The sequence below is a fragment of the Bacillus sp. FSL K6-0069 genome (genome assembly GCF_038007785.1).
GTDB classification, from domain to species: domain Bacteria; phylum Bacillota; class Bacilli; order Bacillales; family Bacillaceae_G; genus Bacillus_A; species Bacillus_A mobilis.
In genome coordinates this window covers 5,093,132-5,114,023 of the sequence record NZ_JBBOXN010000001.1, presented here as the reverse complement: position 1 = coordinate 5,114,023, position 20,892 = coordinate 5,093,132, and the positions used below count along the sequence as shown (strand labels likewise).

Annotated in this window: 23 protein-coding genes; 20 read left to right on the top strand and 3 right to left on the bottom strand. The window is 38.6% G+C overall.

Translation table 11 applies throughout. The features are described from left to right. The 4 genes from acdA (at position 1) to pyrG (ending at position 4,386) form a co-directional block, all read left to right on the top strand. Positions 1-1,140, top strand: coding sequence for an acyl-CoA dehydrogenase AcdA (acdA, locus tag MHB74_RS26420; RefSeq protein WP_061680032.1), 1,140 nt, complete (start codon positions 1-3; stop codon positions 1,138-1,140). Positions 1,141-1,206: 66 nt separating this feature from the next. After that, on the top strand, positions 1,207-1,836 hold the full coding sequence (locus tag MHB74_RS26415; protein WP_000238598.1) for a TetR/AcrR family transcriptional regulator: 630 nt from the start codon (positions 1,207-1,209) through the stop codon (positions 1,834-1,836). Positions 1,837-1,990: 154 nt separating this feature from the next. Beyond that, positions 1,991-2,521 carry a DNA-directed RNA polymerase subunit delta gene (gene rpoE, locus MHB74_RS26410; protein ID WP_061680031.1) on the top strand — a complete coding sequence of 177 codons (531 nt, stop codon included), beginning with the start codon at positions 1,991-1,993 and terminating at the stop codon, positions 2,519-2,521. A gap of 257 nt (positions 2,522-2,778) precedes the next feature. Further along, a complete protein-coding gene (gene pyrG, locus MHB74_RS26405) occupies positions 2,779-4,386 on the top strand; it encodes a CTP synthase (protein ID WP_000170443.1) in 1,608 nt (535 codons plus the stop codon). A 32-nt stretch (positions 4,387-4,418) separates the two neighbouring features. Here the strand turns inward: pyrG and MHB74_RS26400 are convergent, their stop codons facing one another. Next, positions 4,419-4,943, bottom strand: a complete 525-nt coding sequence (locus tag MHB74_RS26400) for a DUF2529 domain-containing protein (protein WP_061680030.1) — start codon at positions 4,941-4,943, stop codon at positions 4,419-4,421. Between the two features lie 200 nt (positions 4,944-5,143). On the opposite strand from MHB74_RS26400, the gene spo0F reads away from it, so the two are divergent. The 16 genes from spo0F to MHB74_RS26320 all read left to right on the top strand — a co-directional run bounded on the left by spo0F (position 5,144) and on the right by MHB74_RS26320 (position 18,864). Next, positions 5,144-5,512 (top strand): sporulation initiation phosphotransferase Spo0F, encoded by a 369-nt coding sequence (gene spo0F / locus MHB74_RS26395; protein ID WP_000398592.1) that lies wholly within the window; start codon positions 5,144-5,146, stop codon positions 5,510-5,512. 211 nt (positions 5,513-5,723) lie between these two features. After that, positions 5,724-6,581, top strand: a complete 858-nt coding sequence (locus MHB74_RS26390) for a class II fructose-bisphosphate aldolase (protein ID WP_001131859.1) — start codon at positions 5,724-5,726, stop codon at positions 6,579-6,581. Between the two features lie 333 nt (positions 6,582-6,914). Further along, complete coding sequence (gene murA, locus MHB74_RS26385) at positions 6,915-8,204, top strand: UDP-N-acetylglucosamine 1-carboxyvinyltransferase (protein WP_061680029.1); 1,290 nt, start codon at positions 6,915-6,917, stop codon at positions 8,202-8,204. A gap of 117 nt (positions 8,205-8,321) precedes the next feature. Further along, positions 8,322-9,287 (top strand): class II fructose-bisphosphatase, encoded by a 966-nt coding sequence (gene glpX, locus MHB74_RS26380; RefSeq protein ID WP_000442336.1) that lies wholly within the window; start codon positions 8,322-8,324, stop codon positions 9,285-9,287. A gap of 394 nt (positions 9,288-9,681) precedes the next feature. Beyond that, the gene (gene rho / locus MHB74_RS26375; protein ID WP_001053898.1) at positions 9,682-10,953 is read left to right on the top strand and encodes a transcription termination factor Rho; all 1,272 of its coding nucleotides are present in this window, start codon (positions 9,682-9,684) and stop codon (positions 10,951-10,953) included. Positions 10,954-11,521: 568 nt separating this feature from the next. Continuing rightward, positions 11,522-11,767, top strand: coding sequence for a type B 50S ribosomal protein L31 (locus MHB74_RS26370; RefSeq protein ID WP_000643447.1), 246 nt, complete (start codon positions 11,522-11,524; stop codon positions 11,765-11,767). A gap of 110 nt (positions 11,768-11,877) precedes the next feature. After that, on the top strand, positions 11,878-12,462 hold the full coding sequence (locus MHB74_RS26365) for a thymidine kinase (protein WP_000281086.1): 585 nt from the start codon (positions 11,878-11,880) through the stop codon (positions 12,460-12,462). A 190-nt stretch (positions 12,463-12,652) separates the two neighbouring features. Then, entirely contained in the window at positions 12,653-13,720 is a 1,068-nt protein-coding gene (gene prfA / locus MHB74_RS26360) for a peptide chain release factor 1 (RefSeq protein ID WP_033656424.1), read from the top strand. Continuing rightward, positions 13,720-14,571 carry a peptide chain release factor N(5)-glutamine methyltransferase gene (gene prmC / locus MHB74_RS26355; protein WP_061680028.1) on the top strand — a complete coding sequence of 284 codons (852 nt, stop codon included), beginning with the start codon at positions 13,720-13,722 and terminating at the stop codon, positions 14,569-14,571. Before prfA ends, prmC begins: the two co-directional genes overlap by 1 nt. 112 nt (positions 14,572-14,683) lie before the next feature. After that, positions 14,684-15,547 (top strand): stage II sporulation protein R, encoded by an 864-nt coding sequence (gene spoIIR, locus MHB74_RS26350; protein ID WP_061680122.1) that lies wholly within the window; start codon positions 14,684-14,686, stop codon positions 15,545-15,547. A gap of 49 nt (positions 15,548-15,596) precedes the next feature. After that, a complete protein-coding gene (locus MHB74_RS26345) occupies positions 15,597-16,055 on the top strand; it encodes a hypothetical protein (RefSeq protein ID WP_000758432.1) in 459 nt (152 codons plus the stop codon). Positions 16,056-16,163: 108 nt separating this feature from the next. After that, a complete protein-coding gene (locus tag MHB74_RS26340) occupies positions 16,164-17,204 on the top strand; it encodes an L-threonylcarbamoyladenylate synthase (RefSeq protein ID WP_061680027.1) in 1,041 nt (346 codons plus the stop codon). A gap of 77 nt (positions 17,205-17,281) precedes the next feature. After that, positions 17,282-17,830, top strand: a complete 549-nt coding sequence (locus MHB74_RS26335; RefSeq protein WP_061680026.1) for a manganese efflux pump MntP — start codon at positions 17,282-17,284, stop codon at positions 17,828-17,830. A gap of 19 nt (positions 17,831-17,849) precedes the next feature. Further along, on the top strand, positions 17,850-17,981 hold the full coding sequence (locus MHB74_RS26330; RefSeq protein ID WP_257144581.1) for a hypothetical protein: 132 nt from the start codon (positions 17,850-17,852) through the stop codon (positions 17,979-17,981). Positions 17,982-18,062: 81 nt separating this feature from the next. Beyond that, entirely contained in the window at positions 18,063-18,338 is a 276-nt protein-coding gene (locus MHB74_RS26325; protein ID WP_000197468.1) for a DUF3935 domain-containing protein, read from the top strand. A 10-nt stretch (positions 18,339-18,348) separates the two neighbouring features. Continuing rightward, positions 18,349-18,864, top strand: a complete 516-nt coding sequence (locus MHB74_RS26320) for a hypothetical protein (protein ID WP_061680025.1) — start codon at positions 18,349-18,351, stop codon at positions 18,862-18,864. Between the two features lie 510 nt (positions 18,865-19,374). Here MHB74_RS26320 and MHB74_RS26315 read toward each other — a convergent pair. Both MHB74_RS26315 and MHB74_RS26310 read right to left on the bottom strand, forming a co-directional pair. After that, positions 19,375-19,986: a flavin reductase family protein gene (locus MHB74_RS26315; protein ID WP_061680024.1), complete on the bottom strand. Its 612-nt coding sequence runs from the start codon at positions 19,984-19,986 to the stop codon at positions 19,375-19,377. A gap of 310 nt (positions 19,987-20,296) precedes the next feature. Then, entirely contained in the window at positions 20,297-20,683 is a 387-nt protein-coding gene (locus tag MHB74_RS26310) for a DoxX family protein (RefSeq protein WP_061680023.1), read from the bottom strand. Positions 20,684-20,892 lie beyond the last annotated feature (209 nt).

Sequence of the window (20,892 nt, the reverse complement as noted above, 5' to 3'; positions counted from 1 at the left end):
ATGCATTTTAAACTATCAGAAGAACATGAAATGATAAGAAAAATGGTTCGGGATTTTGCTAGGAAAGAAGTAGCACCGACTGCAGCTGAGCGCGATGAAGAAGAGAGATTTGATCGCGCGCTATTTGATCAAATGGCAGAGCTTGGTTTAACCGGCATTCCATGGCCTGAAGAATACGGCGGAATTGGAAGCGATTACTTAGCGTATGTAATTGCTATTGAAGAATTATCTCGTGTTTGTGCTTCAACAGGTGTAACACTGTCTGCACACACTTCACTTGCTGGTTGGCCAATTTTTAAATTTGGAACGGAAGAACAAAAGCAAAAGTTTTTACGACCGATGGCTGAAGGAACGAAAATTGGTGCATACGGCTTAACAGAGCCAAGTTCTGGTTCGGATGCTGGCGGAATGAGGACAACTGCGAAACGAGATGGAGACCATTACATTTTAAATGGATCGAAAATCTTTATTACAAATGGCGGTATTGCTGATATTTATGTTGTTTTTGCGTTAACTGATCCAGAATCGAAGCAGCGTGGTACGAGCGCGTTTATTGTGGAAAGTGATACACCAGGATTTTCAGTTGGGAAGAAGGAAAGCAAGTTAGGGATTCGCTCTTCACCAACAACTGAAATTATGTTCGAAGATTGCCGTATCCCTGTAGAGAATTTACTAGGGGAAGAGGGCCAAGGATTTAAAGTTGCGATGCAAACATTAGATGGCGGCCGTAATGGTATTGCCGCGCAAGCAGTCGGTATTGCGCAAGGGGCTTTAGATGCTTCTGTAGAATATGCAAGAGAGCGTCATCAGTTTGGGAAACCAATTGCGGCGCAGCAAGGAATTGGTTTTAAACTTGCAGATATGGCAACGGATGTGGAGGCGGCGCGTCTTCTAACATACCAAGCGGCTTGGCTTGAATCGGAAGGGCTTCCGTACGGGAAAGAGTCAGCGATGTCAAAAGTATTTGCAGGCGATACAGCGATGAAGGTGACGACTGAAGCGGTACAAGTATTTGGTGGTTACGGTTATACGAAAGATTATCCAGTAGAGCGTTATATGCGCGATGCAAAGATTACACAAATATATGAGGGAACACAAGAAATCCAAAGGCTTGTAATTTCTCGTATGTTAACGAAGTAGGAACGAAAGCGTAGGTATTTTCCTACGCTTTTTCCTTCCAAAAAATAATAGAGAGAGGTGAAGGGGATGGTTAAACATAATGTGCATGCGTCCGTGAAAGATGAAAAATTAGTTGCGTTAAGACGTGAACAAATGATTAAAGGTGCGGTGCAATTATTTAAGCAAAAAGGGTTCCCACGTACAACAACGAGAGAGATTGCGAAGGCGGCTGGGTTTAGTATTGGAACACTTTATGAGTACATTCGTACAAAAGATGATGTTTTATATTTAGTTTGTGATAGTATTTATGAACATGTAAAAGAAAGATTAGAGGAAGTAGTGTGTACAGAAAAAGGGAGTATAGAAAGTTTAAAGATAGCAATAACGAATTACTTTAAAGTGATGGACGAATTGCAGGAAGAAGTATTAATAATGTATCAAGAGGTACGTTTTTTACCGAAAGAATCACTCCCGTACGTATTAGAAAAAGAGTTTCAAATGGTCGGGATGTTTGAGAATATTTTAGAGCAGTGTACAGAAAATGGGACATTTACATTAAATAAAAAAGAGATACAGCTTCTTGCACATAACATTTTCATACAAGGACAAATGTGGGGGTTTAGACGTTGGGCCCTGCAAAAACTGTATACGCTTGAAGAATATACAGAAATGCAAATTAGGTATGTACTGCAAGGAGCGCATATGTTTCCGAAATAAAGAATAGACAAATTATAATTTTATTACCATATTAAAGTTTCCCGTTTTTTTTGTAGCATATTTGTGCGACTTTTGTTTATAATGAATAGTATGGATTTTTTTAAGCAGACCGTTATATATAAGGTTATATTTGAAGAAAGGAAGTGCCGCATAAGTGAATTTTAAGCAATATTCACCAGAAGAGCTAAAAGAATGTTCAATGATTGAAGTTGTACATAGCGTTTTAGGGGATAAAAGACAAGCAACGACATTCAACGAGTTGGTTCAAGAAATCGCTCAAGTGCTGGGACTATCTCAAGAGCAAGTTAATGCGAAACTCGCACAATTTTATACAGATTTAAACATCGATGGACGTTTCATTAATTTAGGAGAAAATCGTTGGGGGCTACGCAGCTGGTACCCATATGAGCAAATTGATGAAGAAATCTTGCCTCAACCAAAACCGAAGAAGAAACGTAAAGTTGAAGAAGACGGTTTTGACGACTACATTGAAGAAGATGAAGACTTCGACGATGCAGACGGAAATGAAGAAGACGAAGAGGTAGAAGATTTGGACAAGGTTCTTGAAGAAGAAGACGGAGATGACGAAGATCTTGATGATTTAGATGAAGATGATGACGATGACTTCGCCGAAGAAGAACTTGAGTACGATGAAACTGAAGAAGAAGAAGAGGAAGAACTGTAGTTCTTGACTTTTCATTATCGTCCATGTAGAATCATTTTTGGGCTCTTTAAAAAAGGACGATAATACTTTTAAAGTGTAAATATAAAAGAAAATTGCTCCCTACTTATTACTTTTTGTGATGAGGGGAGCAATTTTCTTTTTTGTTTTTTGTTTAGAAAATAAAAAGAGTCTAACAATAAGATGGATACAGTGTTATCTACATACGTTGCGCTTTGCAACGGTGATTATATAACAGCAAAATAGGAGGGAGCTTTTTCATGACTAAGTATATTTTTGTAACAGGCGGTGTAGTATCGTCTTTAGGAAAAGGTATTACAGCAGCATCTCTTGGAAGACTTTTAAAGAATCGTGGTTTAAACGTAACGATTCAAAAGTTTGATCCATACATTAACGTAGACCCAGGGACTATGAGCCCATACCAACACGGTGAGGTATTCGTAACAGATGATGGTGCAGAAACTGACTTAGACCTTGGTCACTATGAGCGTTTCATCGACATCAACTTAAACAAATACAGCAACGTAACAACAGGTAAAATTTACTCTTCAGTTCTTCAAAAAGAGCGTCGTGGTGAATACCTAGGAGGAACAGTTCAAGTTATTCCTCACATTACTAACGAAATTAAAGAGCGTGTATACCGTTCTGGTCGCGAAACAAACGCGGATGTTGTTATTACAGAAATTGGTGGAACTGTTGGTGACATCGAGTCTCTACCATTCTTAGAAGCAATCCGTCAAATTAAGAGCGACATCGGTCGTGACAATGTAATGTACATTCACTGTACGTTAATCCCGTACTTAAAAGCAGCGGGTGAAATGAAAACAAAACCAACGCAACATAGCGTTAAAGAGCTTCGCAGCTTAGGTATTCAACCAAATATTATCGTTGTTCGTACAGAATTGCCTGTTTCTCAAGATATGAAAGACAAGCTTGCATTATTCTGTGACATTGATACAAAAGCAGTTATCGAAGCACGCGATGCAGATACTTTATATGCGGTTCCATTATCTCTTCAAGAGCAAAATATGGATCAAATCGTTTGCGATCACTTAAAATTAGACAATCCAGCTGCAGATATGACAGAGTGGACTGCGCTAGTTGATAAAGTACGTAACCTTTCTAAGAAAACAAAAATTGCTCTTGTTGGTAAATACGTAGAGCTTCAAGATGCATACATTTCTGTTGTAGAAGCACTTCGTCATGCGGGTTATTCATTCGACACAGATGTAGAAGTGAAATGGGTAAATGCTGAACACGTAACACCAGAGAACGTACAAGAATTAGTTGGCGACACAGATGGTATCCTTGTACCTGGTGGATTCGGAGATCGTGGTGTAGAAGGTAAAATCGTTGCAATTCAATATGCTCGTGAAAACAAAGTACCATTCTTAGGAATTTGCTTAGGTATGCAACTTGCATCAATCGAATTTGCACGTAACGTATTAGGATTAGAGGGAGCTAACTCTTCTGAAATTAATCCTGACACACCTTATGCAATCATTGACTTATTACCAGAACAAAAAGATGTAGAAGACTTAGGTGGTACACTTCGTCTTGGCCTATACCCATGTAAGCTTGCTGAAGAAACAAATGCTTACAGTGCTTACAATGAGCCGGTTGTATATGAGCGTCATCGTCATCGTTATGAGTTCAACAATCAATTCCGTCCGGATATGGAAAAAGAAGGATTTGTATTCTCTGGTACAAGCCCAGACGGCCGTCTAGTTGAAATCATTGAATTAAAAGATCACCCTTGGTTCGTGGCAGCACAGTTCCACCCAGAACTAGTTTCTCGTCCAAACCGTCCACAACCATTGTTCCATGACTTCGTAAGAGCTTCTATTACGAATAAAGAGAGCAAGTAATAAAAAAAAGCGCCTGAAATAGGGCGCTTTTTTTAATATTCATTTAACATTTCATCGATTGTAAATTTGATCCCATGATATGCAAATAAAGCTATCATTAAACTTGGGAATCCGTAGCGATTGCCTTCATCATCTGGAATAAGACCTTTTAACAGCTTTGTATCAATATGTACATCTGTATATTGTTCTAGCGATTCAGTACCTTCTTGAATAGCAGAGATACCGACAATAGAGTGTCCATTTGCTTGAAGTTTTTTTGCCATTGCGACAACTTCTTCATCTGTTGAAAAACGGCTAATAAGAAGTACACGATCTGCAGAAGTTACTTCTACTTCTTTACCATTTTCAAATAATCGTTTTGCTTGCTTCATTGGTTCAGCACCGGATAAAGCTTCGGCAACAACGCCCTCCATTTCATTTGTACCATGTAAATAAATGAAACCATCGCCAACTAATGCTTGAGCAAGTAGACGGGCGCTATCTTCTATATTCATTTCCTCTTTTTGAGAAACTCTGGAGAAATAACCACTTAATTGAGTTGAAAAAATTTTTAACATAATGTTACTCCCTTCGTACGTGTTTACCGGCTTTCATTATAGTTTATTTTTTTAGAAAGGTGAAATCGAAGGTGGCGTAACAAAATAGGAAACGGTAAAATAAGAAAGAATAGGAAGGAATTTGCCAAAGAATAGCGAAAATTAATCGTTAAGATATAAGAAGCTTTAAATCTTGTACTTACACAGAAAGGTTGGGAGTTATGGAAGGGAAAATTTTAATCGTTGATGATCAATATGGCATTCGTGTGTTATTACATGAAGTGTTCCAAAAAGAAGGTTATCAGACATTCCAAGCAGCAAATGGATTTCAAGCTTTAGATATCGTGAAAAAAGATAATCCAGATTTAGTAGTGTTAGATATGAAAATTCCAGGTATGGATGGTATAGAGATTTTAAAACATGTAAAGGAAATTGATGAGAGTATTAAAGTAATTTTAATGACTGCTTATGGAGAGCTTGATATGATCCAAGAAGCAAAAGATTTAGGAGCTTTAATGCACTTTGCTAAACCGTTTGATATTGATGAGATTCGTCAAGCAGTGAGAGATCAGCTTGCTGTAGAGGCGTAAAAAATGAATTTTTTATAAAAAATATGGAAAAAAGCGTTTACATGGACTATTGAGCAGGTGAATACGGTTGAGTTTTTGAGTACAAGTTGTTATCCTATTGAGTGTAGAAAAAAGTCCGGTATGTAAATATACATATTTTACCTTATTCTGGTCATACTACCAGCGATAAGAACTTATCGGATACAAAAAACGTTTTTTAGGAGGATTCACCATGCCTTTAGTTTCTATGAAAGAAATGCTAAACACAGCACTAGAAGGAAAATACGCAGTTGGTCAATTCAACATGAACAACTTAGAGTGGACTCAAGCTATCTTAGCTGCTGCGGAAGAAGAAAAATCTCCTGTAATCCTAGGTGTATCTGAGGGTGCAGCTCGTCATATGACTGGTTTCAAAACAGTTGTAGCTATGGTTAAAGCTTTAATCGAAGAAATGAACATCACTGTTCCTGTAGCGATTCATCTTGACCATGGTTCAAGCTTCGAAAAATGTAAAGAAGCAATCGATGCAGGTTTCACATCTGTAATGATCGACGCTTCTCACCACCCATTCGAAGAAAACGTTGAAACTACTAAAAAAGTAGTAGAATACGCACACGCTCGTAACGTATCTGTTGAAGCTGAGCTTGGAACAGTTGGCGGACAAGAAGACGACATCATCGCTGAAGGCGTAATTTACGCTGACCCAGCAGAGTGTAAGCACCTTGTTGAAGCAACAGGTATCGATTGCCTAGCTCCAGCTTTAGGTTCTGTACACGGTCCTTACAAAGGTGAGCCTAACTTAGGATTCGCTGAAATGGAACAAGTTCGTGACTTCACTGGCGTACCTTTAGTATTACACGGTGGTACTGGTATCCCAACTGCTGATATCGTAAAAGCTATCTCTTTAGGTACTTCAAAAATTAACGTAAACACTGAGAACCAAATCGAGTTTACAAAAGCTGTTCGTGAAGTATTAAACAAAGACCAAGAAGTTTACGATCCTCGTAAATTTATTGGACCTGGCCGCGACGCTATTAAAGCAACTGTTGCTGGTAAAATGCGTGAATTCGGTTCTAACGGTAAAGCGTAAGAATAAAATTCCGTTTTGGAAACCGTCTAGTCTTTTAGACGGTTTCCTTTCGTTGTATAATGAAAGCGTGAACAAGTCTAAAGATTTTTATCATTTTGTTTTTGAAGTAGAAAATAATGTGCATAGTCCTATTAAATAAATGTGATAACGTATCTAAATTGATAAAGTAAATTCGATGAATAGTTAATCTTTATCTAGTCGTACTACAGGAGAAATGAAGATAATGGTTTCCTATTTATTGAGTGTTAGGGTGGAAAGAGTGATTGAGATTCTTAAGGGGAGCTTTCTATAAAGATATAGAAAGTAAGTACATTCACAAGAAGGGAGCTCAATATGGAAAAATTGCTAATTGAAGGCGGAAGAGCTTTAAATGGAACAATTCGAGTGAGTGGTGCAAAGAACAGCGCCGTTGCACTAATTCCAGCAACAATTTTAGCAGATACTCCAGTAACTATTGGTGGTGTCCCTAATATTTCGGACGTGAAAATGTTAGGAGACTTGCTAGAGGAAATTGGAGGAAGGGTAAATTATGGACAGGAGGAAGAGATGGTAGTCGATCCTTCTAACATGGTTGCAATGCCTTTACCAAATGGAAAAGTGAAAAAATTGCGTGCTTCTTATTATTTAATGGGTGCGATGCTTGGCCGTTTTAAAAAAGCTGTTATTGGGCTTCCGGGTGGATGCCATTTAGGACCGAGGCCGATTGATCAGCATATTAAAGGATTTGAAGCGTTAGGTGCACATGTTACGAATGAACAGGGTGCGATTTATTTAAGAGCAGATGAATTGCGTGGTGCACGTATTTATTTAGATGTTGTTAGTGTAGGAGCTACGATTAATATTATGCTGGCAGCTGTGCGAGCGAAGGGTAGAACTGTTATTGAAAATGCAGCGAAAGAACCAGAGATTATTGATGTAGCTACATTGTTAACAAGCATGGGTGCACGTATTAAAGGTGCTGGCACAGATGTAATCCGAATTGATGGTGTGGATTCACTGCACGGTTGTCATCACACGATCATTCCGGATCGTATTGAAGCGGGTACGTATATGATTTTAGGAGCTGCATCAGGAGGAGAAGTAACGGTTGATAATGTTATTCCTCAACATTTAGAGTCAGTTACAGCGAAGTTAAGAGAAGCTGGTGTCCAAGTTGAAACGAACGATGACCAAATTACAGTGAACGGTAATAGAAGGTTAAAAGTAGTTGATATAAAAACGCTTGTATATCCAGGATTCCCAACAGATTTACAACAACCATTTACGACACTTTTAACAAAGGCGCACGGAACAGGTGTTGTAACGGATACGATTTACGGCGCACGCTTTAAACACATTGATGAGTTACGTCGTATGAATGCACAAATTAAAGTAGAAGGTCGTTCGGCAATTGTAACTGGTCCTGTTTTATTGCAAGGTGCAAAAGTGAAAGCGAGTGATTTGCGAGCTGGAGCGGCCCTTGTTATTGCAGGATTAATGGCGGATGGAATTACAGAAGTAACCGGACTTGAGCATATTGATCGAGGGTATGAAAATATAGTAGACAAGCTTAAAGGTCTTGGTGCAAACATTTGGCGAGAACAAATGACAAGTCAAGAAATTGAAGAGATGAAGAACGCATAAGTGATACTTCCGCAAGGGGGAAGCGAAGCATCACTACTTGCGGAAGTATACTTTGTAGAGAAACACGGTTCACAAAATACGGCAGAATATATAAAGACTTAAAGGAGAGGGATTATCGTGGAAAGAAGTTTATCTATGGAGTTAGTACGTGTAACAGAGGCTGCAGCATTATCATCAGCGCGTTGGATGGGGCGCGGGAAAAAGGATGAGGCAGACGGTGCAGCAACATCAGCTATGCGTGACGTATTTGATACAATCCCGATGAAAGGTACAGTTGTCATTGGTGAAGGTGAGATGGACGAAGCACCAATGTTGTATATCGGAGAGAAATTAGGTACGGGATATGGACCACGTGTAGACGTTGCAGTTGATCCTTTAGAAGGGACAAACATTGTAGCAGCTGGTGGATGGAATGCTCTTGCTGTTATTGCAATTGCAGATCATGGTAATTTGTTACATGCTCCTGACATGTACATGGATAAAATCGCGGTTGGCCCAGAAGCAGTTGGGGCGGTCGATATTGATGCGCCTATTATCGATAACTTACGTGCGGTTGCGAAAGCGAAAAATAAAGATATTGAAGATGTTGTAGCGACAGTTTTAAATCGTCCACGTCATCAAGCGATTATCGAAGAAATTCGTAAAGCTGGTGCTCGTATTAAATTAATTAACGATGGAGATGTGGCTGGAGCAATTAATACTGCATTCGATCGTACAGGTGTAGACATTTTATTCGGCTCTGGTGGAGCACCTGAGGGTGTATTAGCAGCAGTTGCATTAAAATGTCTAGGTGGAGAAATCCACGGAAAGCTTCTGCCTCAAAATGAAGCTGAATTAGCTCGTTGTAAAAAAATGGGCATTGAAGATATAAATCGTATCCTTCGCATGGAAGACTTAGTAAAAGGTGACGATGCAATCTTTGCAGCAACAGGCGTAACAGACGGAGAACTATTACGAGGCGTTCAATTTAAAGGCAGCGTAGGAACAACTCAATCCCTTGTTATGCGTGCAAAATCAGGCACAGTACGCTTCGTAGACGGACGTCATAGCTTGAATAAAAAGCCTAACTTGGTTATTAAATAAAAAGCGTAAGCAGCTCGTTCAGAATGGGAGGGGGATGGAGCTTCTGACGTAGAGGCGCTTTTTGCCTCGCAGGAGGAAGTGAAGCCACCGACCATTCTAGCTGCTGGAGCTGGATTAAATAAAAAGTGCAAGCGGCTCGTTCAGAATCGCAGGGCATTGGAGCTCTCGGCCATTCTGGCTACTGGAACTAGGTTAAATAAAAGCGAAGACAAATTTTCTTGTCTTCGCTTCTTGTATTTGTGTTTCAACGTATTGATTAAAACTAGATAAAAGGGTTACAATAGTGAATATTACCCTACTTGAACTTATTGCCTTTCATTATTAATTATTTGCCTTCCGTATTTTTTCCCTTTACCCATGTGAAAAGAGAATAACGTTAAAGTGTGGTGTCTGAATGAATTTGTCAATTGCAGCATTAGAAAACATGAAATTAAAAGAGTTATACGAGCTTGCGAAAGAATTTAAGATTTCGTATTATAGCAAATTAACGAAAAAAGAGTTAATCTTCGCTATCCTAAAAGCTCGAGCAGAAAAAGAAGGTTTCTTCTTCATGGAAGGCGTATTAGAAATTATTCAATCAGAAGGATTTGGATTCCTACGTCCTATCAACTATTCTCCAAGCTCAGAAGATATTTATATCTCAGCTTCGCAAATTCGTCGTTTCGATTTACGTAATGGAGACAAGGTTTCTGGTAAAGTACGACCTCCGAAAGAAAATGAACGCTATTTTGGATTATTACAAGTTGAAGCTGTAAACGGAGATGATCCAGAGTCAGCAAAAGAGCGTGTGCATTTCCCTGCATTAACACCATTATACCCAGATCGCCAAATGAAATTGGAAACGGAACCGAAAAAGTTACCGACACGCATCATGGATTTAATCGCACCAGTTGGATTTGGACAACGTGGTTTAATTGTCGCGCCTCCAAAGGCTGGTAAAACTAGTCTATTAAAAGAAATCGCACACAGTGTTACAACAAATCATCCGGAAGCTGAATTAATTGTACTTTTAATTGATGAGCGTCCAGAGGAAGTAACAGACATTGAACGTTCTGTTAAAGGTGATGTTGTAAGCTCTACTTTTGATGAAGTACCAGAAAATCATATTAAAGTAGCGGAACTTGTGTTAGAACGTGCAATGCGTCTTGTAGAGCACAAAAAAGATGTTATCATTTTAATGGATAGTATTACCCGTTTAGCGCGAGCTTACAACCTTGTTATTCCGCCAAGTGGTAGAACATTATCGGGTGGTATCGACCCAGCTGCCTTCCATAGACCGAAGCGTTTCTTTGGAGCTGCACGTAATATTGAAGAAGGCGGTAGCTTAACGATTTTAGCAACAGCGCTTGTTGATACAGGATCTCGTATGGACGATGTAATTTACGAAGAATTTAAAGGAACTGGAAATATGGAACTTCATTTAGATCGTTCATTAGCTGAGCGTCGTATCTTCCCGGCAATTGATATTCGCCGTTCTGGTACACGTAAAGAAGATCTATTAATTCCGAAAGAACATTTAGACAAGCTATGGGGTATTCGCAAAACAATGCGCGATACACCAGACTTTGTTGAAGGTTTCTTACGTAAACTTCGTCAAACAAAGACAAATGAAGAATTTTTACAAAACATTGTTGCAGATTCGAAACGATATGTAACAACTAAGTAAAGGGAAAAGATTGGGACTCGCTTATTTCGTAGTAAGCGAGTTTTTTATGTTTTTTAAGGGAATATTAGAGAGAGTAATATGTGGGAAAAATTTTGTTTTTTGAGATGGAAATCATATTTGGATCAAGAGCTTGAAGTGTTCTGCGATTCTAAACGAGCCATCTTCACTGTAAGTTGGTTATCCAGCTCCAGCGGCTAGAATAGGTCGGTGGCTTCGCGTCTTCCTACGAGGCAAAAAGCGCCTCTACGTCAGAAGCTACATCCCCCTCCCATTCTGAACGAGCCGCTTGCGCTTTAAATTATATCCAGCTCCAGCGGCTAGAATCTCCGGTCATTTCACTCTCTCACTCGAAGCAAAAAGTGCTTCAAGGTCGAGAGTTCCAATGTCCTACGATTCTAAACGAGCCGCTTTTGCTTTTAAATTCAAAAAGACAAAAACAGGTAGTTGCAAAATGGAGTTAGCCTTGTTATAATTTCATCATATGTGTTTCATCAATATAGTTGTGTAAGCAGCTGAAGATGAAAAACTCTGTTTCGAAAATGATTCAGGGCGGAAGGAGATGAAAAGAATGAAAGCAGGAATCCATCCAAATTACAATAAAGTTGTATTTATGGACACGAACACAGGCTTCAAATTCTTAAGCGGGTCTACTAAAGGCTCTAGCGAAACTGTTGAGTGGGAAGATGGTAACACTTATCCATTACTAAAAATTGAGATCAGTTCTGATTCTCACCCATTCTACACTGGACGTCAGAAGTTTGCTACTGCAGACGGACGTGTTGACCGCTTCAATAAGAAGTACGGTATCAAGTAATAAAGAACATAAAACAGGCAAGTGTATGTATTCGCTTGTCTGTTTTTTTTGCAAAAATATTAAACCTTTACCCTACTTTGGATTAGGAAAGTAGATGAAAGGAGAGCTCAATGTACTTAATGAATCAAAATGGTTGGATTGAAGTGATTTGCGGGAGTATGTTTTCTGGAAAATCAGAAGAGCTCATCCGCCGTATACGCCGTACGCAATTTGCGAAACAACATGCGATTGTATTTAAACCATGTATTGATAATCGTTATAGTGAAGAAGATGTTGTATCACATAATGGATTAAAGGTTAAAGCAGTTCCTGTTTCAGCGTCAAAAGATATATTTAACCATGTAACAGAAGAAATGGATGTTATTGCAATCGATGAGGTACAATTTTTTGATGGGGACATTGTGGAAGTGGTGCAAGTATTGGCAAATCGTGGCTATCGTGTCATTGTAGCTGGATTAGACCAAGATTTCCGTGGTCTACCATTTGGACAAGTTCCTCAGCTGATGGCGATTGCTGAACATGTAACTAAATTGCAGGCAGTTTGTTCTGCATGTGGATCTCCTGCAAGTCGTACGCAACGTTTAATCGATGGAGAACCAGCAGCATTTGATGATCCAATTATTTTAGTTGGGGCTTCAGAATCGTATGAACCACGTTGTCGTCATTGTCATGCAGTACCTACAAAACAAAGATAAATGAAACTCGCTATGTAGAGCGGGTTTTTTTCAAAATAGATGAAGATTGGTGGTCGGCTCTTCGTACAGCTAAGAACGTTAGGCAGTCAGAGCTGAGCGAGCCACCTCCACTTTTAAATATAATTTGCGTTTTTTTTATTAAGTACCATATACTATTTGTATTAGATACTAGGATGTAGAGGTGAATGGTGTGTTAGATCGTTTGCAAGCTGTAGAAGATCGTTATGAGAAGTTAAATGAATTGTTAAGTGACCCAGAGGTTATTAGTGATACGAATAAGCTTCGTGAGTATTCAAAAGAACAATCTGATATGCAGGAAACGGTAGAGGTGTACCGTGAGTATAAAGATGTTCGTGAGCAATTAAGAGATGCAAAAGCAATGTTAGAAGATAAGTTAGACGCTGATATGCGTGAAATGGTAAAAGAAGAGGTTTCTGAATTAGAAGGACAAGATAAAGAATTGTCAGAGCGCCTGAAAATTTTACTTGTTCCAAAAGACCCTAATGATGATAAAAACGTTATCGTTGAGGTTCGTGGTGCTGCTGGTGGTGATGAGGCAGCTTTATTTGCTGGTGATTTATATCGTATGTATAGCCGTTATGCTGAGGTACAAGGTTGGAAAACTGAAATTATCGAAGCGAGCTATACAGAGTTAGGTGGATATAAAGAGATTATCTTTATGATTAACGGTAAAGGTGCGTTCGCGAAGCTAAAATTCGAGAATGGTGCTCACCGTGTACAACGTGTTCCTGAAACGGAATCTGGTGGACGTATTCATACATCTACAGCAACTGTAGCTGTATTACCAGAGGCAGAAGAAGTAGAGATTAGTATTCATGAAAAAGATGTTCGTGTAGATACGTTTGCTTCTAGTGGTCCTGGTGGACAAAGTGTTAATACAACGATGTCAGCGGTACGTTTAACGCATTTACCGACTGGTGTAGTTGTATCGTGTCAGGATGAGAAGTCACAAATTAAGAATAAAGAAAAAGCGATGAAAGTATTACGCGCACGTGTTTATGATAAGTTTAGACAAGAAGCGCAAGCTGAGTATGATCAAAACCGTAAACAAGCTGTTGGTACAGGTGATCGTTCAGAGCGTATTCGTACGTATAATTTCCCGCAAAACCGTGTTACAGACCATCGAATCGGTTTAACGATTCAAAAGCTAGATCAAATCTTACAAGGTAAGTTAGATGATTTCATCAATGCCTTAGTGATGGAAGATCAGGCTCAAAAGATGGAGGCAGCTGAGTAATGCGTGTCTATGAAGCCCTGAAATGGGCTTCTTCTTTTTTACAGGAAAATGGACGAGATGAAAATGCGGGAGAAATTGTCCTTTGTCATGTATTAAAGACGAACAGAACCGGAATGCTCATGAATATGCGTGAAGAAATAACTGTGGAACAAGAAACAAGTTTTACGGAGTTTATTCACAAGCATGTAGAAGGTATTCCTATTCAATATATGATTGGCTATGAAATGTTTTATGGACGGTCATTCTTTGTGAATGAAGAAGTATTAATACCAAGACCGGAAACAGAAGAGCTCATAGTGGGAGTGTTAGAAAGAATCGAGCGTCATTTTGGTGATGAGAAACTGCATGTGGCAGATATCGGTACAGGTAGTGGAGCGATTTCAATTACGCTTGCTTTAGAAAATAAAAATCTTCATGTGTATACGGTAGATATTGCACGAGAGTCGATTGAAGTTGCAAAAGAAAATGCAAAAAATTTGGGCGCAGAAGTAACGTTCTATCACGGTGATTTATTATCGCCATTTCATGAAACAGGTCAAAAGCTAGATGTTGTTGTTTCAAATCCTCCATATATACCGGAAGAGGATTGGCGTGGCCTTTCTCCTGTGGTGAAAGAGCATGAGCCAAAGAGAGCCCTTGTTGGTGGTGAGGATGGATTAGATTTCTATCGCCGTTTTATGGAAGAGTTGCCGAATGTGTTGCAGAAGAAAGCAATTGTGGCATTTGAAATTGGAGTAGGACAAGGTGAGGACGTAAAAGAGCTGTTACAACAAGCTTTTCCTCATGCTCATGTTCAGGTTGTTTTTGATATTAACGGAAAAGATCGTATGGTATTTGCAGAGATGGAGTAAGGTTCACACCTTACTCTATTTTTTTGTGGGAAAATTTATATAGATTTTGAATTTAATAGTTTAGAAAGATGAAAGTCTGTCCACACTGTTTGTAGAAGGGACGGTGGAGGAAATGAAAAAACAAGTTATTGCTTATCTTCTTCTATTATTAATTGGTGCACAGTTGCTTGTGCAGTTTGGATATATGAAAGCTGATGCGAAAGGGCCTTCAGTTATTCCGAAAGAGGCCGTTCGATTACGAATTTTAGCAAATAGTGATTCAGATAAAGATCAGGCGTTAAAGCGCAAAGTGCGTGATGAAGTAAAAGCACAAATTGATGGATGGGTAGCGGATTTAACTTCATTTGAAGAGGCACGTAAAGTCATTCAAAGTCATATTCCAGAAATCGAAAAAACGGTGGCAAATACGTTGAAAAAAGAAGGAAGTAAAGATTCATTTCAAGTGAAATTCAGTAAGAATGTAAAGTTTCCTACAAAGGTATATGGGAATTTTATTTACCCAGCAGGGGAATATGAGGCGGTATTGATTACAATTGGGGAAGGTGAAGGGGCAAACTGGTGGTGTGTATTATTTCCGCCGATGTGTTTCTTAGATTTTTCAAGTGGTACAGCTGTAAGGAAAGAAGAACATGTTGTGAAGGCTGAATCTCCTGAAGAAGGAGAAGTTAAGAAACAAGATGAGGAAGTAGTGGATGTACGAGAGAAGAAAGAGGATAAAGTGAAAGAAACGAAAGTTGTAAAGCAGGAAGTTGCAAAAAAGGTAACAGCTTCTGAAAAGAAAGTAGTAAAAAATGAAACGAAAGTAGAGGAACAACCTGTAAGTAAAGAAGAAACAAAAACTGTGGAAAAAGTGGAGAAACCTGTGGAACAAAAGCAAGAAAAACAAAATGAGTATGTAAAAGTAGAGGAGGAAGAAGAAAAGCCAGAAGTGAAGTTATTTATTGTAGAAGCTTTTACATCTTTATTCTCTAAATAGTACTATTAGTAAATCCCTTCTCATATATAAAAAAGAGGAGGGATTTACTATGAAGAAAGTATATTTTGCGACGAAAGCAGATGTGGAAAGATTGCATTCTTTTTTCGGACAAGCTAATAAAAAAGATGATAAAATAAATGAGTTGTACGCGCAATTTATGATTTTGGAAGAGGCGGAAGAAATACGGGCTGTTATCGGATATGAACAAAGTGAAGAACACGCACTGATACGTTCTTGTTTATTCACACCTAATGTGGATAAACAGACTTTCTTATATTTTTTTGAAATGTTTTTGCAGTATATGAACGAAAAAAATATTCGACAATTGTACTTACTAACAAATCATCCACAATCTATAACAATCTTTCAGTTTTTCGACTTTGTTACTATAGAGAAAGAAAACGTACCAGAGGGAATTCGACAGTTAGAACACTTTTGTAAAAATATAAAAGAGCCAAATGCAATAATACTAAATTGTCAGCTATTCACAAAGTTATCCACGGATTAATTAGGTTTATCCACATTTTGTGGATAAACCTTGTTTGTCTTTTGGATAAATCTCATAGTAAACTAAAAATAGACAAGTATTTCAGGGTAGAAAAGGACGTGTAAAAAAATGCATACAAATATGTGGGTTGTGGATAATGTTGTGGAAAGAAATAAATATTATCCACAGTTACAAGAAGCAGCAAAATTATTAAGGGAAAACGAGGCGATTGCCTTCCCTACAGAAACGGTATATGGACTAGGCGCCAACGCAATGAATGATGAAGCAATCGCGAAAATTTTTGAAGCGAAAGGAAGACCAAGTGATAATCCACTGATTGTCCACATCGGTACAAAGTCACAGTTGGACGGGATTGTGAAAGAAATCCCGCCAGTTGCAGAGAAGTTAATGGAACATTTTTGGCCAGGTCCGTTAACAATTATTTTACCTAGAAAAGAAGGGATTTCAGAGAAGGTGACGGCAGGACTTAATACGGTTGGAGTAAGAATGCCTGATCATCCAGTAGCGCTTGCTCTTATTGAAGAGGCAAATGTACCTGTTGCAGCACCGAGTGCGAATCGTTCTGGTCGTCCAAGTCCGACGTTAGCGTCTCACGTATATGAAGATTTAAATGAGAAAATCGCAGGTATTGTAGATGGTGGGGCGACTGGAGTAGGTGTTGAATCGACTGTAATTGATTGTACGAGCGATGTTCCAACGATATTACGCCCAGGTGGGATTACGAAAGAACAATTGGAAGCGGTGATTGGTACTGTTTCTTTAGATCCGGCTTTAAAGGATGAGAAGGAAAAACCGAAATCACCTGGAATGAAATATACACATTATGCACCGAAAGCGCCACTGAGTATTGTGGAAGGTTCACGTGAATTTATTCAACGCCTTGTGGATGAGAAGAAAGAAGAAGGGTTCAAAGTAGGTGTATTAACGACAGAAGAGTATCAGCATGTATACAACGCAGATGTTGTATTGTCTTGTGGTGTTCGAAGCGATTTAGCAAGCGTTGCGACTAAATTATATGATGTACTTAGAACGTTTGATGCAAGTGAAGTGGATGTTATTTTTAGTGAATCATTCCCGAATGAGGGAATAGGGAATGCTATTATGAATCGCTTAACGAAAGCGGCAGGGCATCAAATTATTACTGAATAATAAGGTACGATTAGCAAACAGAATATTTCTCCTCGGATAAGCATATTTTGAAGTAGCACGTCCGAGGAGGGACATGAATGACGTTTGAACAGCTATTACCTTTAATAATTATGGCATTCGCCTTAGGGATGGATGCGTTCTCGGTGAGTCTTGGTATGGGAATGATGACCTTAAAGGGAAGACAAATCCTGTATATCGGTATGACGATAGGGATATTTCATATTATCATGCCATTTATAGGGATGGTATTAGGTCGTTTTTTATCAGAGCAGTATGGAGATGTTGCACATTTTGCAGGTGCTATTTTATTAATTGGACTAGGTTTTTATATTGTATATTCCTCTATTTTGGAGAATGAAGAGACTAGAACGGCCCCTATTGGAATTAGTTTATTCGTATTTGCATTTGGTGTTAGTATAGATAGTTTTTCAGTAGGCCTTAGTCTTGGTATTTACGGGGCGCAGACACTTATTACGATATTGCTTTTTGGGTTTGTTAGTATGTTATTAGCATGGCTTGGTTTATTAATTGGTAGGCATGCGAAAGATATGCTCGGCACATATGGCGAGATAGTAGGCGGTATCATTTTGGTTGGATTTGGATTATATCTCCTTTTTCCTATATAATTTTAAGGAGGAGGGCGTTATGAACAAGCTATTGGAATGGTATATTCGATTTGTCACTTTCTTTCCTAGATGGTTGCGACTGCTTGTTATTTGGGGTATTATTTTGCAAATTTCAATTTTAGGTTGGATGAAGTTAATTCGCAAATGGTAAGATAGCTCCTTTCTGTGCATAGTTTTATTTATACTATACTGATTGCGCTAAAAAATTACACAAATAGAAAGGATGAGATGAATGACAAGATTGAAACAAGTTTTTGGTATTATTATTAGTTTTTTTGTTTTTTGGTTTAGTATGCTCGGTGTACAAATGTTTGCTGAGTTTTTAGATATTGAGTCATTGAAGTTTGTTGCGGGAAAAACGGAGGCGGCGCGTGCCTTTTATTCTCCGTATCCGTTTATAATCGTTTTTCTTATTACATTGCTTTCCCTATATTTCTTAGTAATTAAGCTTGGGAAACCGAAAAAAGAGAAAGTACCTACTTTAGAGGAGCAGAAGGAAGAAATATAAGGGGGAGACTATGTCTAACATTTCTTTAGCAGAAGCTGTAAAATTAAAAAGCGTATTATCGAAAAGAATACATGAATTAGAAGAAGAGATGAACCAAATTGGATTTGTTGAAATTGAAAAAGGTGATACACTTCCAAAACAGACGCGTACATTGGTACAAGTTGAACAAGAGTTAGATGAAGTTCGCGCTGATTTTCGTCTTTTAGATAAATTGATGTATGAAGCAAATATTCAAAATGAAGTTAATTTCAACGGAGAAAACGTAACGATTGTTGAAGCGATAGAGCTTGCAACACAACTACGTGCAAAAGCTCGAAAGTGCAAAGAGTTTGGCGTGAGTAAGAAAGAAGAACATGTATATTCTTACGGTGAAACATCGTCTCTTTTAAAAGTAGCAATGTTTGATCCTGAAGTATATCGTGTAAAAGGTTTAGAGTTAGAGAGACAAGCTAATAGATTGTCCAATTTAATTAATGCGAAAAACTACGCGATTGAACTAGACTTCGATGGTGAAAAATACTTTTAAACCTTGAAGTGGTGAGACTCTGCTTCAAGGCATAGAAGAAGACCGCTTTTGTAAAAATGAGATTTTGTGATGGCAAAGGGTACAACCAATCATCCAATAACCGATCACACTGTTACTTTTTACCGATGACCAATGATGGTAAAAGAGGTCGATGACCAAAATTGAAAAATTATTTTTCTTCTTCTATGAAAAGGCTGTACCAAATTAATTTGGTACAGCCTTTTATATTTTACAGGTATTCTATTTTGAGCGAACTACTTCCACTTTTAGATATATCCAGCTCCAGCGGCTAGAATCTCCGGTCATTTCGCTCTCTCGCATGAAGTAAAAAGCGCTTCATGCGAGAGAGCTCCAATGCCCTGCGATTCTGAACGAGTCGCTTCCGCTTTTAGATATATTCAGTTCCAGCGGCTAGAATGGTCGGTGGCTTCGCGTCTTCCTACGAGGCAAAAGGCGCCTCTTTGTCAGAAGCTCCATCCCCCTCCCATTCTGAACGAGCCGCTTCCACTTTTAGATAGGCCTCACCAATTCAAATTGTGCTCCTAGTTTTGCGTAGTTGTGTCCTGCTAGACGGCTTACTGGTTTTAGTCCTTCTGCGTGAATGCGACCTTTTTCGTATAGGTGTTCTGCGACGTGGAAACGAACGACGCGTCCGATTAGTAGGTCACAAGCTGGTGAGTCTTCTGTTCCGCCAAGAGGGATTGCGCGTTCTAATACGCACTCCATTCGAATGTTTGCTTCTTTTACACCTGGAACAGAGATGACGTCACTTTCAATTGGTGTTAGTTTTGCTAGTTCAATTTCACTCTCATTTGGCGGAAGATTAGCTGCTGTTTCGTTAATTGCTTCTACGTAAGATTCATCAGAAATATGTACGACAAACTCACCTTTTTCAATTGCGTTTCGGGAAGTGTCCTTTCTTTCTCCTGCTTTCCGTTGCACAGAAACTGAAATAAGTGGTGGGTTGGCAGCGACGATATTGAAATAACTATACGGTGCTCCGTTTAATACGCCTTCTTTTGTTACAGAAGTAACGAATGCGACAGGACGTGGAATGATACTTCCCGTTAATAATTTGTAATTCTCTTTTTCTGTTTGTTCATTTGGATTAATGGATAACATGTGTAAAATCCCCTTTCTAAATATGACGACTTATTGTTTGTTTACAAGATGTTAGTGGAAAACTCCTGCTGGAAATAATATTTTTATTGCATAAAAAGAACTTACTTCAATTGTAATGAAGTAAGTTCCGTTTGAATAATCTCGAAACTGAGATAAAGTGAAACTTTAATCAGTGGGGGTTTTCTTCATCCCCCACTGATTATTAGTTGAACCAATCGGACTTTTATGGGCAGTTGATCCCCGCCAAAATTCTTTGCTTTTGCTGAATTTTGAGTTGGGGGTCTTACTGCCCATTAAAGTGGGATAAATATTACAGTAAAACGTATGCGCCAGGTCCGATTAAAGCTACACCGATCGCAACAGCGATTAACATTAAATTGTATTCATATCCGTTTTGTGTCACCCAGTAACCATTTTTTCCGTGAACAGTGAAGATTGCCATTAACATTGTTCCAACGATAAATAATGAACCAACTGCAGTGAAAATACCTGATGCGAATAAGAAGCCACCTAATAATTCAGTTGCGCCAGCCATAAATGCCATGAATACACCAGGGCGTAAACCGATTGATTCCATCCAGCCGCCTGTTCCTTTTAAACCGTAACCGCCGAACCAACCAAATAATTTTTGAGCACCATGACCCATGAATGTAATACCTATAATAAGACGAATAATAAGAAGACCGAAATCCATCATTTTTAAAAAACCTCCTAAAAGTTATTAACTTACCTTATGTAAGTAATGATAAAATAGTTACTTACTTTAGTCAAGTGGATTTCGAAAAAAGTTTGAAAATAATTTTACAAATTAGCGACAAAAAACAAAATGTAGTAAAGACCTCTAGACAAGTTGGGTAAAAAAAGAGAAAATATAAGTAGAAGTTAACTTCTTATTGTTATTCAGAC

Excerpts from the sequence above, each read along its gene's own strand:
- acdA (WP_061680032.1), top strand. The coding sequence starts at position 1 with ATGCATTTTAAACTATCAGAAGAACATGAAATGATAAGAAAAATGGTT.
- MHB74_RS26415 (WP_000238598.1), top strand. The coding sequence starts at position 1,207 with ATGGTTAAACATAATGTGCATGCGTCCGTGAAAGATGAAAAATTAGTT.
- pyrG (WP_000170443.1), top strand. The coding sequence starts at position 2,779 with ATGACTAAGTATATTTTTGTAACAGGCGGTGTAGTATCGTCTTTAGGA.
- MHB74_RS26400 (WP_061680030.1), bottom strand. The coding sequence starts at position 4,943 with ATGTTAAAAATTTTTTCAACTCAATTAAGTGGTTATTTCTCCAGAGTT.
- spo0F (WP_000398592.1), top strand. The coding sequence starts at position 5,144 with ATGGAAGGGAAAATTTTAATCGTTGATGATCAATATGGCATTCGTGTG.
- MHB74_RS26390 (WP_001131859.1), top strand. The coding sequence starts at position 5,724 with ATGCCTTTAGTTTCTATGAAAGAAATGCTAAACACAGCACTAGAAGGA.
- murA (WP_061680029.1), top strand. The coding sequence starts at position 6,915 with ATGGAAAAATTGCTAATTGAAGGCGGAAGAGCTTTAAATGGAACAATT.
- rho (WP_001053898.1), top strand. The coding sequence starts at position 9,682 with ATGAATTTGTCAATTGCAGCATTAGAAAACATGAAATTAAAAGAGTTA.
- MHB74_RS26370 (WP_000643447.1), top strand. The coding sequence starts at position 11,522 with ATGAAAGCAGGAATCCATCCAAATTACAATAAAGTTGTATTTATGGAC.
- MHB74_RS26365 (WP_000281086.1), top strand. The coding sequence starts at position 11,878 with ATGTACTTAATGAATCAAAATGGTTGGATTGAAGTGATTTGCGGGAGT.
- prmC (WP_061680028.1), top strand. The coding sequence starts at position 13,720 with ATGCGTGTCTATGAAGCCCTGAAATGGGCTTCTTCTTTTTTACAGGAA.
- spoIIR (WP_061680122.1), top strand. The coding sequence starts at position 14,684 with ATGAAAAAACAAGTTATTGCTTATCTTCTTCTATTATTAATTGGTGCA.
- MHB74_RS26345 (WP_000758432.1), top strand. The coding sequence starts at position 15,597 with ATGAAGAAAGTATATTTTGCGACGAAAGCAGATGTGGAAAGATTGCAT.
- MHB74_RS26340 (WP_061680027.1), top strand. The coding sequence starts at position 16,164 with ATGCATACAAATATGTGGGTTGTGGATAATGTTGTGGAAAGAAATAAA.
- MHB74_RS26335 (WP_061680026.1), top strand. The coding sequence starts at position 17,282 with ATGACGTTTGAACAGCTATTACCTTTAATAATTATGGCATTCGCCTTA.
- MHB74_RS26330 (WP_257144581.1), top strand. The coding sequence starts at position 17,850 with ATGAACAAGCTATTGGAATGGTATATTCGATTTGTCACTTTCTTTCCT.
- MHB74_RS26325 (WP_000197468.1), top strand. The coding sequence starts at position 18,063 with ATGACAAGATTGAAACAAGTTTTTGGTATTATTATTAGTTTTTTTGTT.
- MHB74_RS26320 (WP_061680025.1), top strand. The coding sequence starts at position 18,349 with ATGTCTAACATTTCTTTAGCAGAAGCTGTAAAATTAAAAAGCGTATTA.
- MHB74_RS26315 (WP_061680024.1), bottom strand. The coding sequence starts at position 19,986 with ATGTTATCCATTAATCCAAATGAACAAACAGAAAAAGAGAATTACAAA.
- MHB74_RS26310 (WP_061680023.1), bottom strand. The coding sequence starts at position 20,683 with ATGATGGATTTCGGTCTTCTTATTATTCGTCTTATTATAGGTATTACA.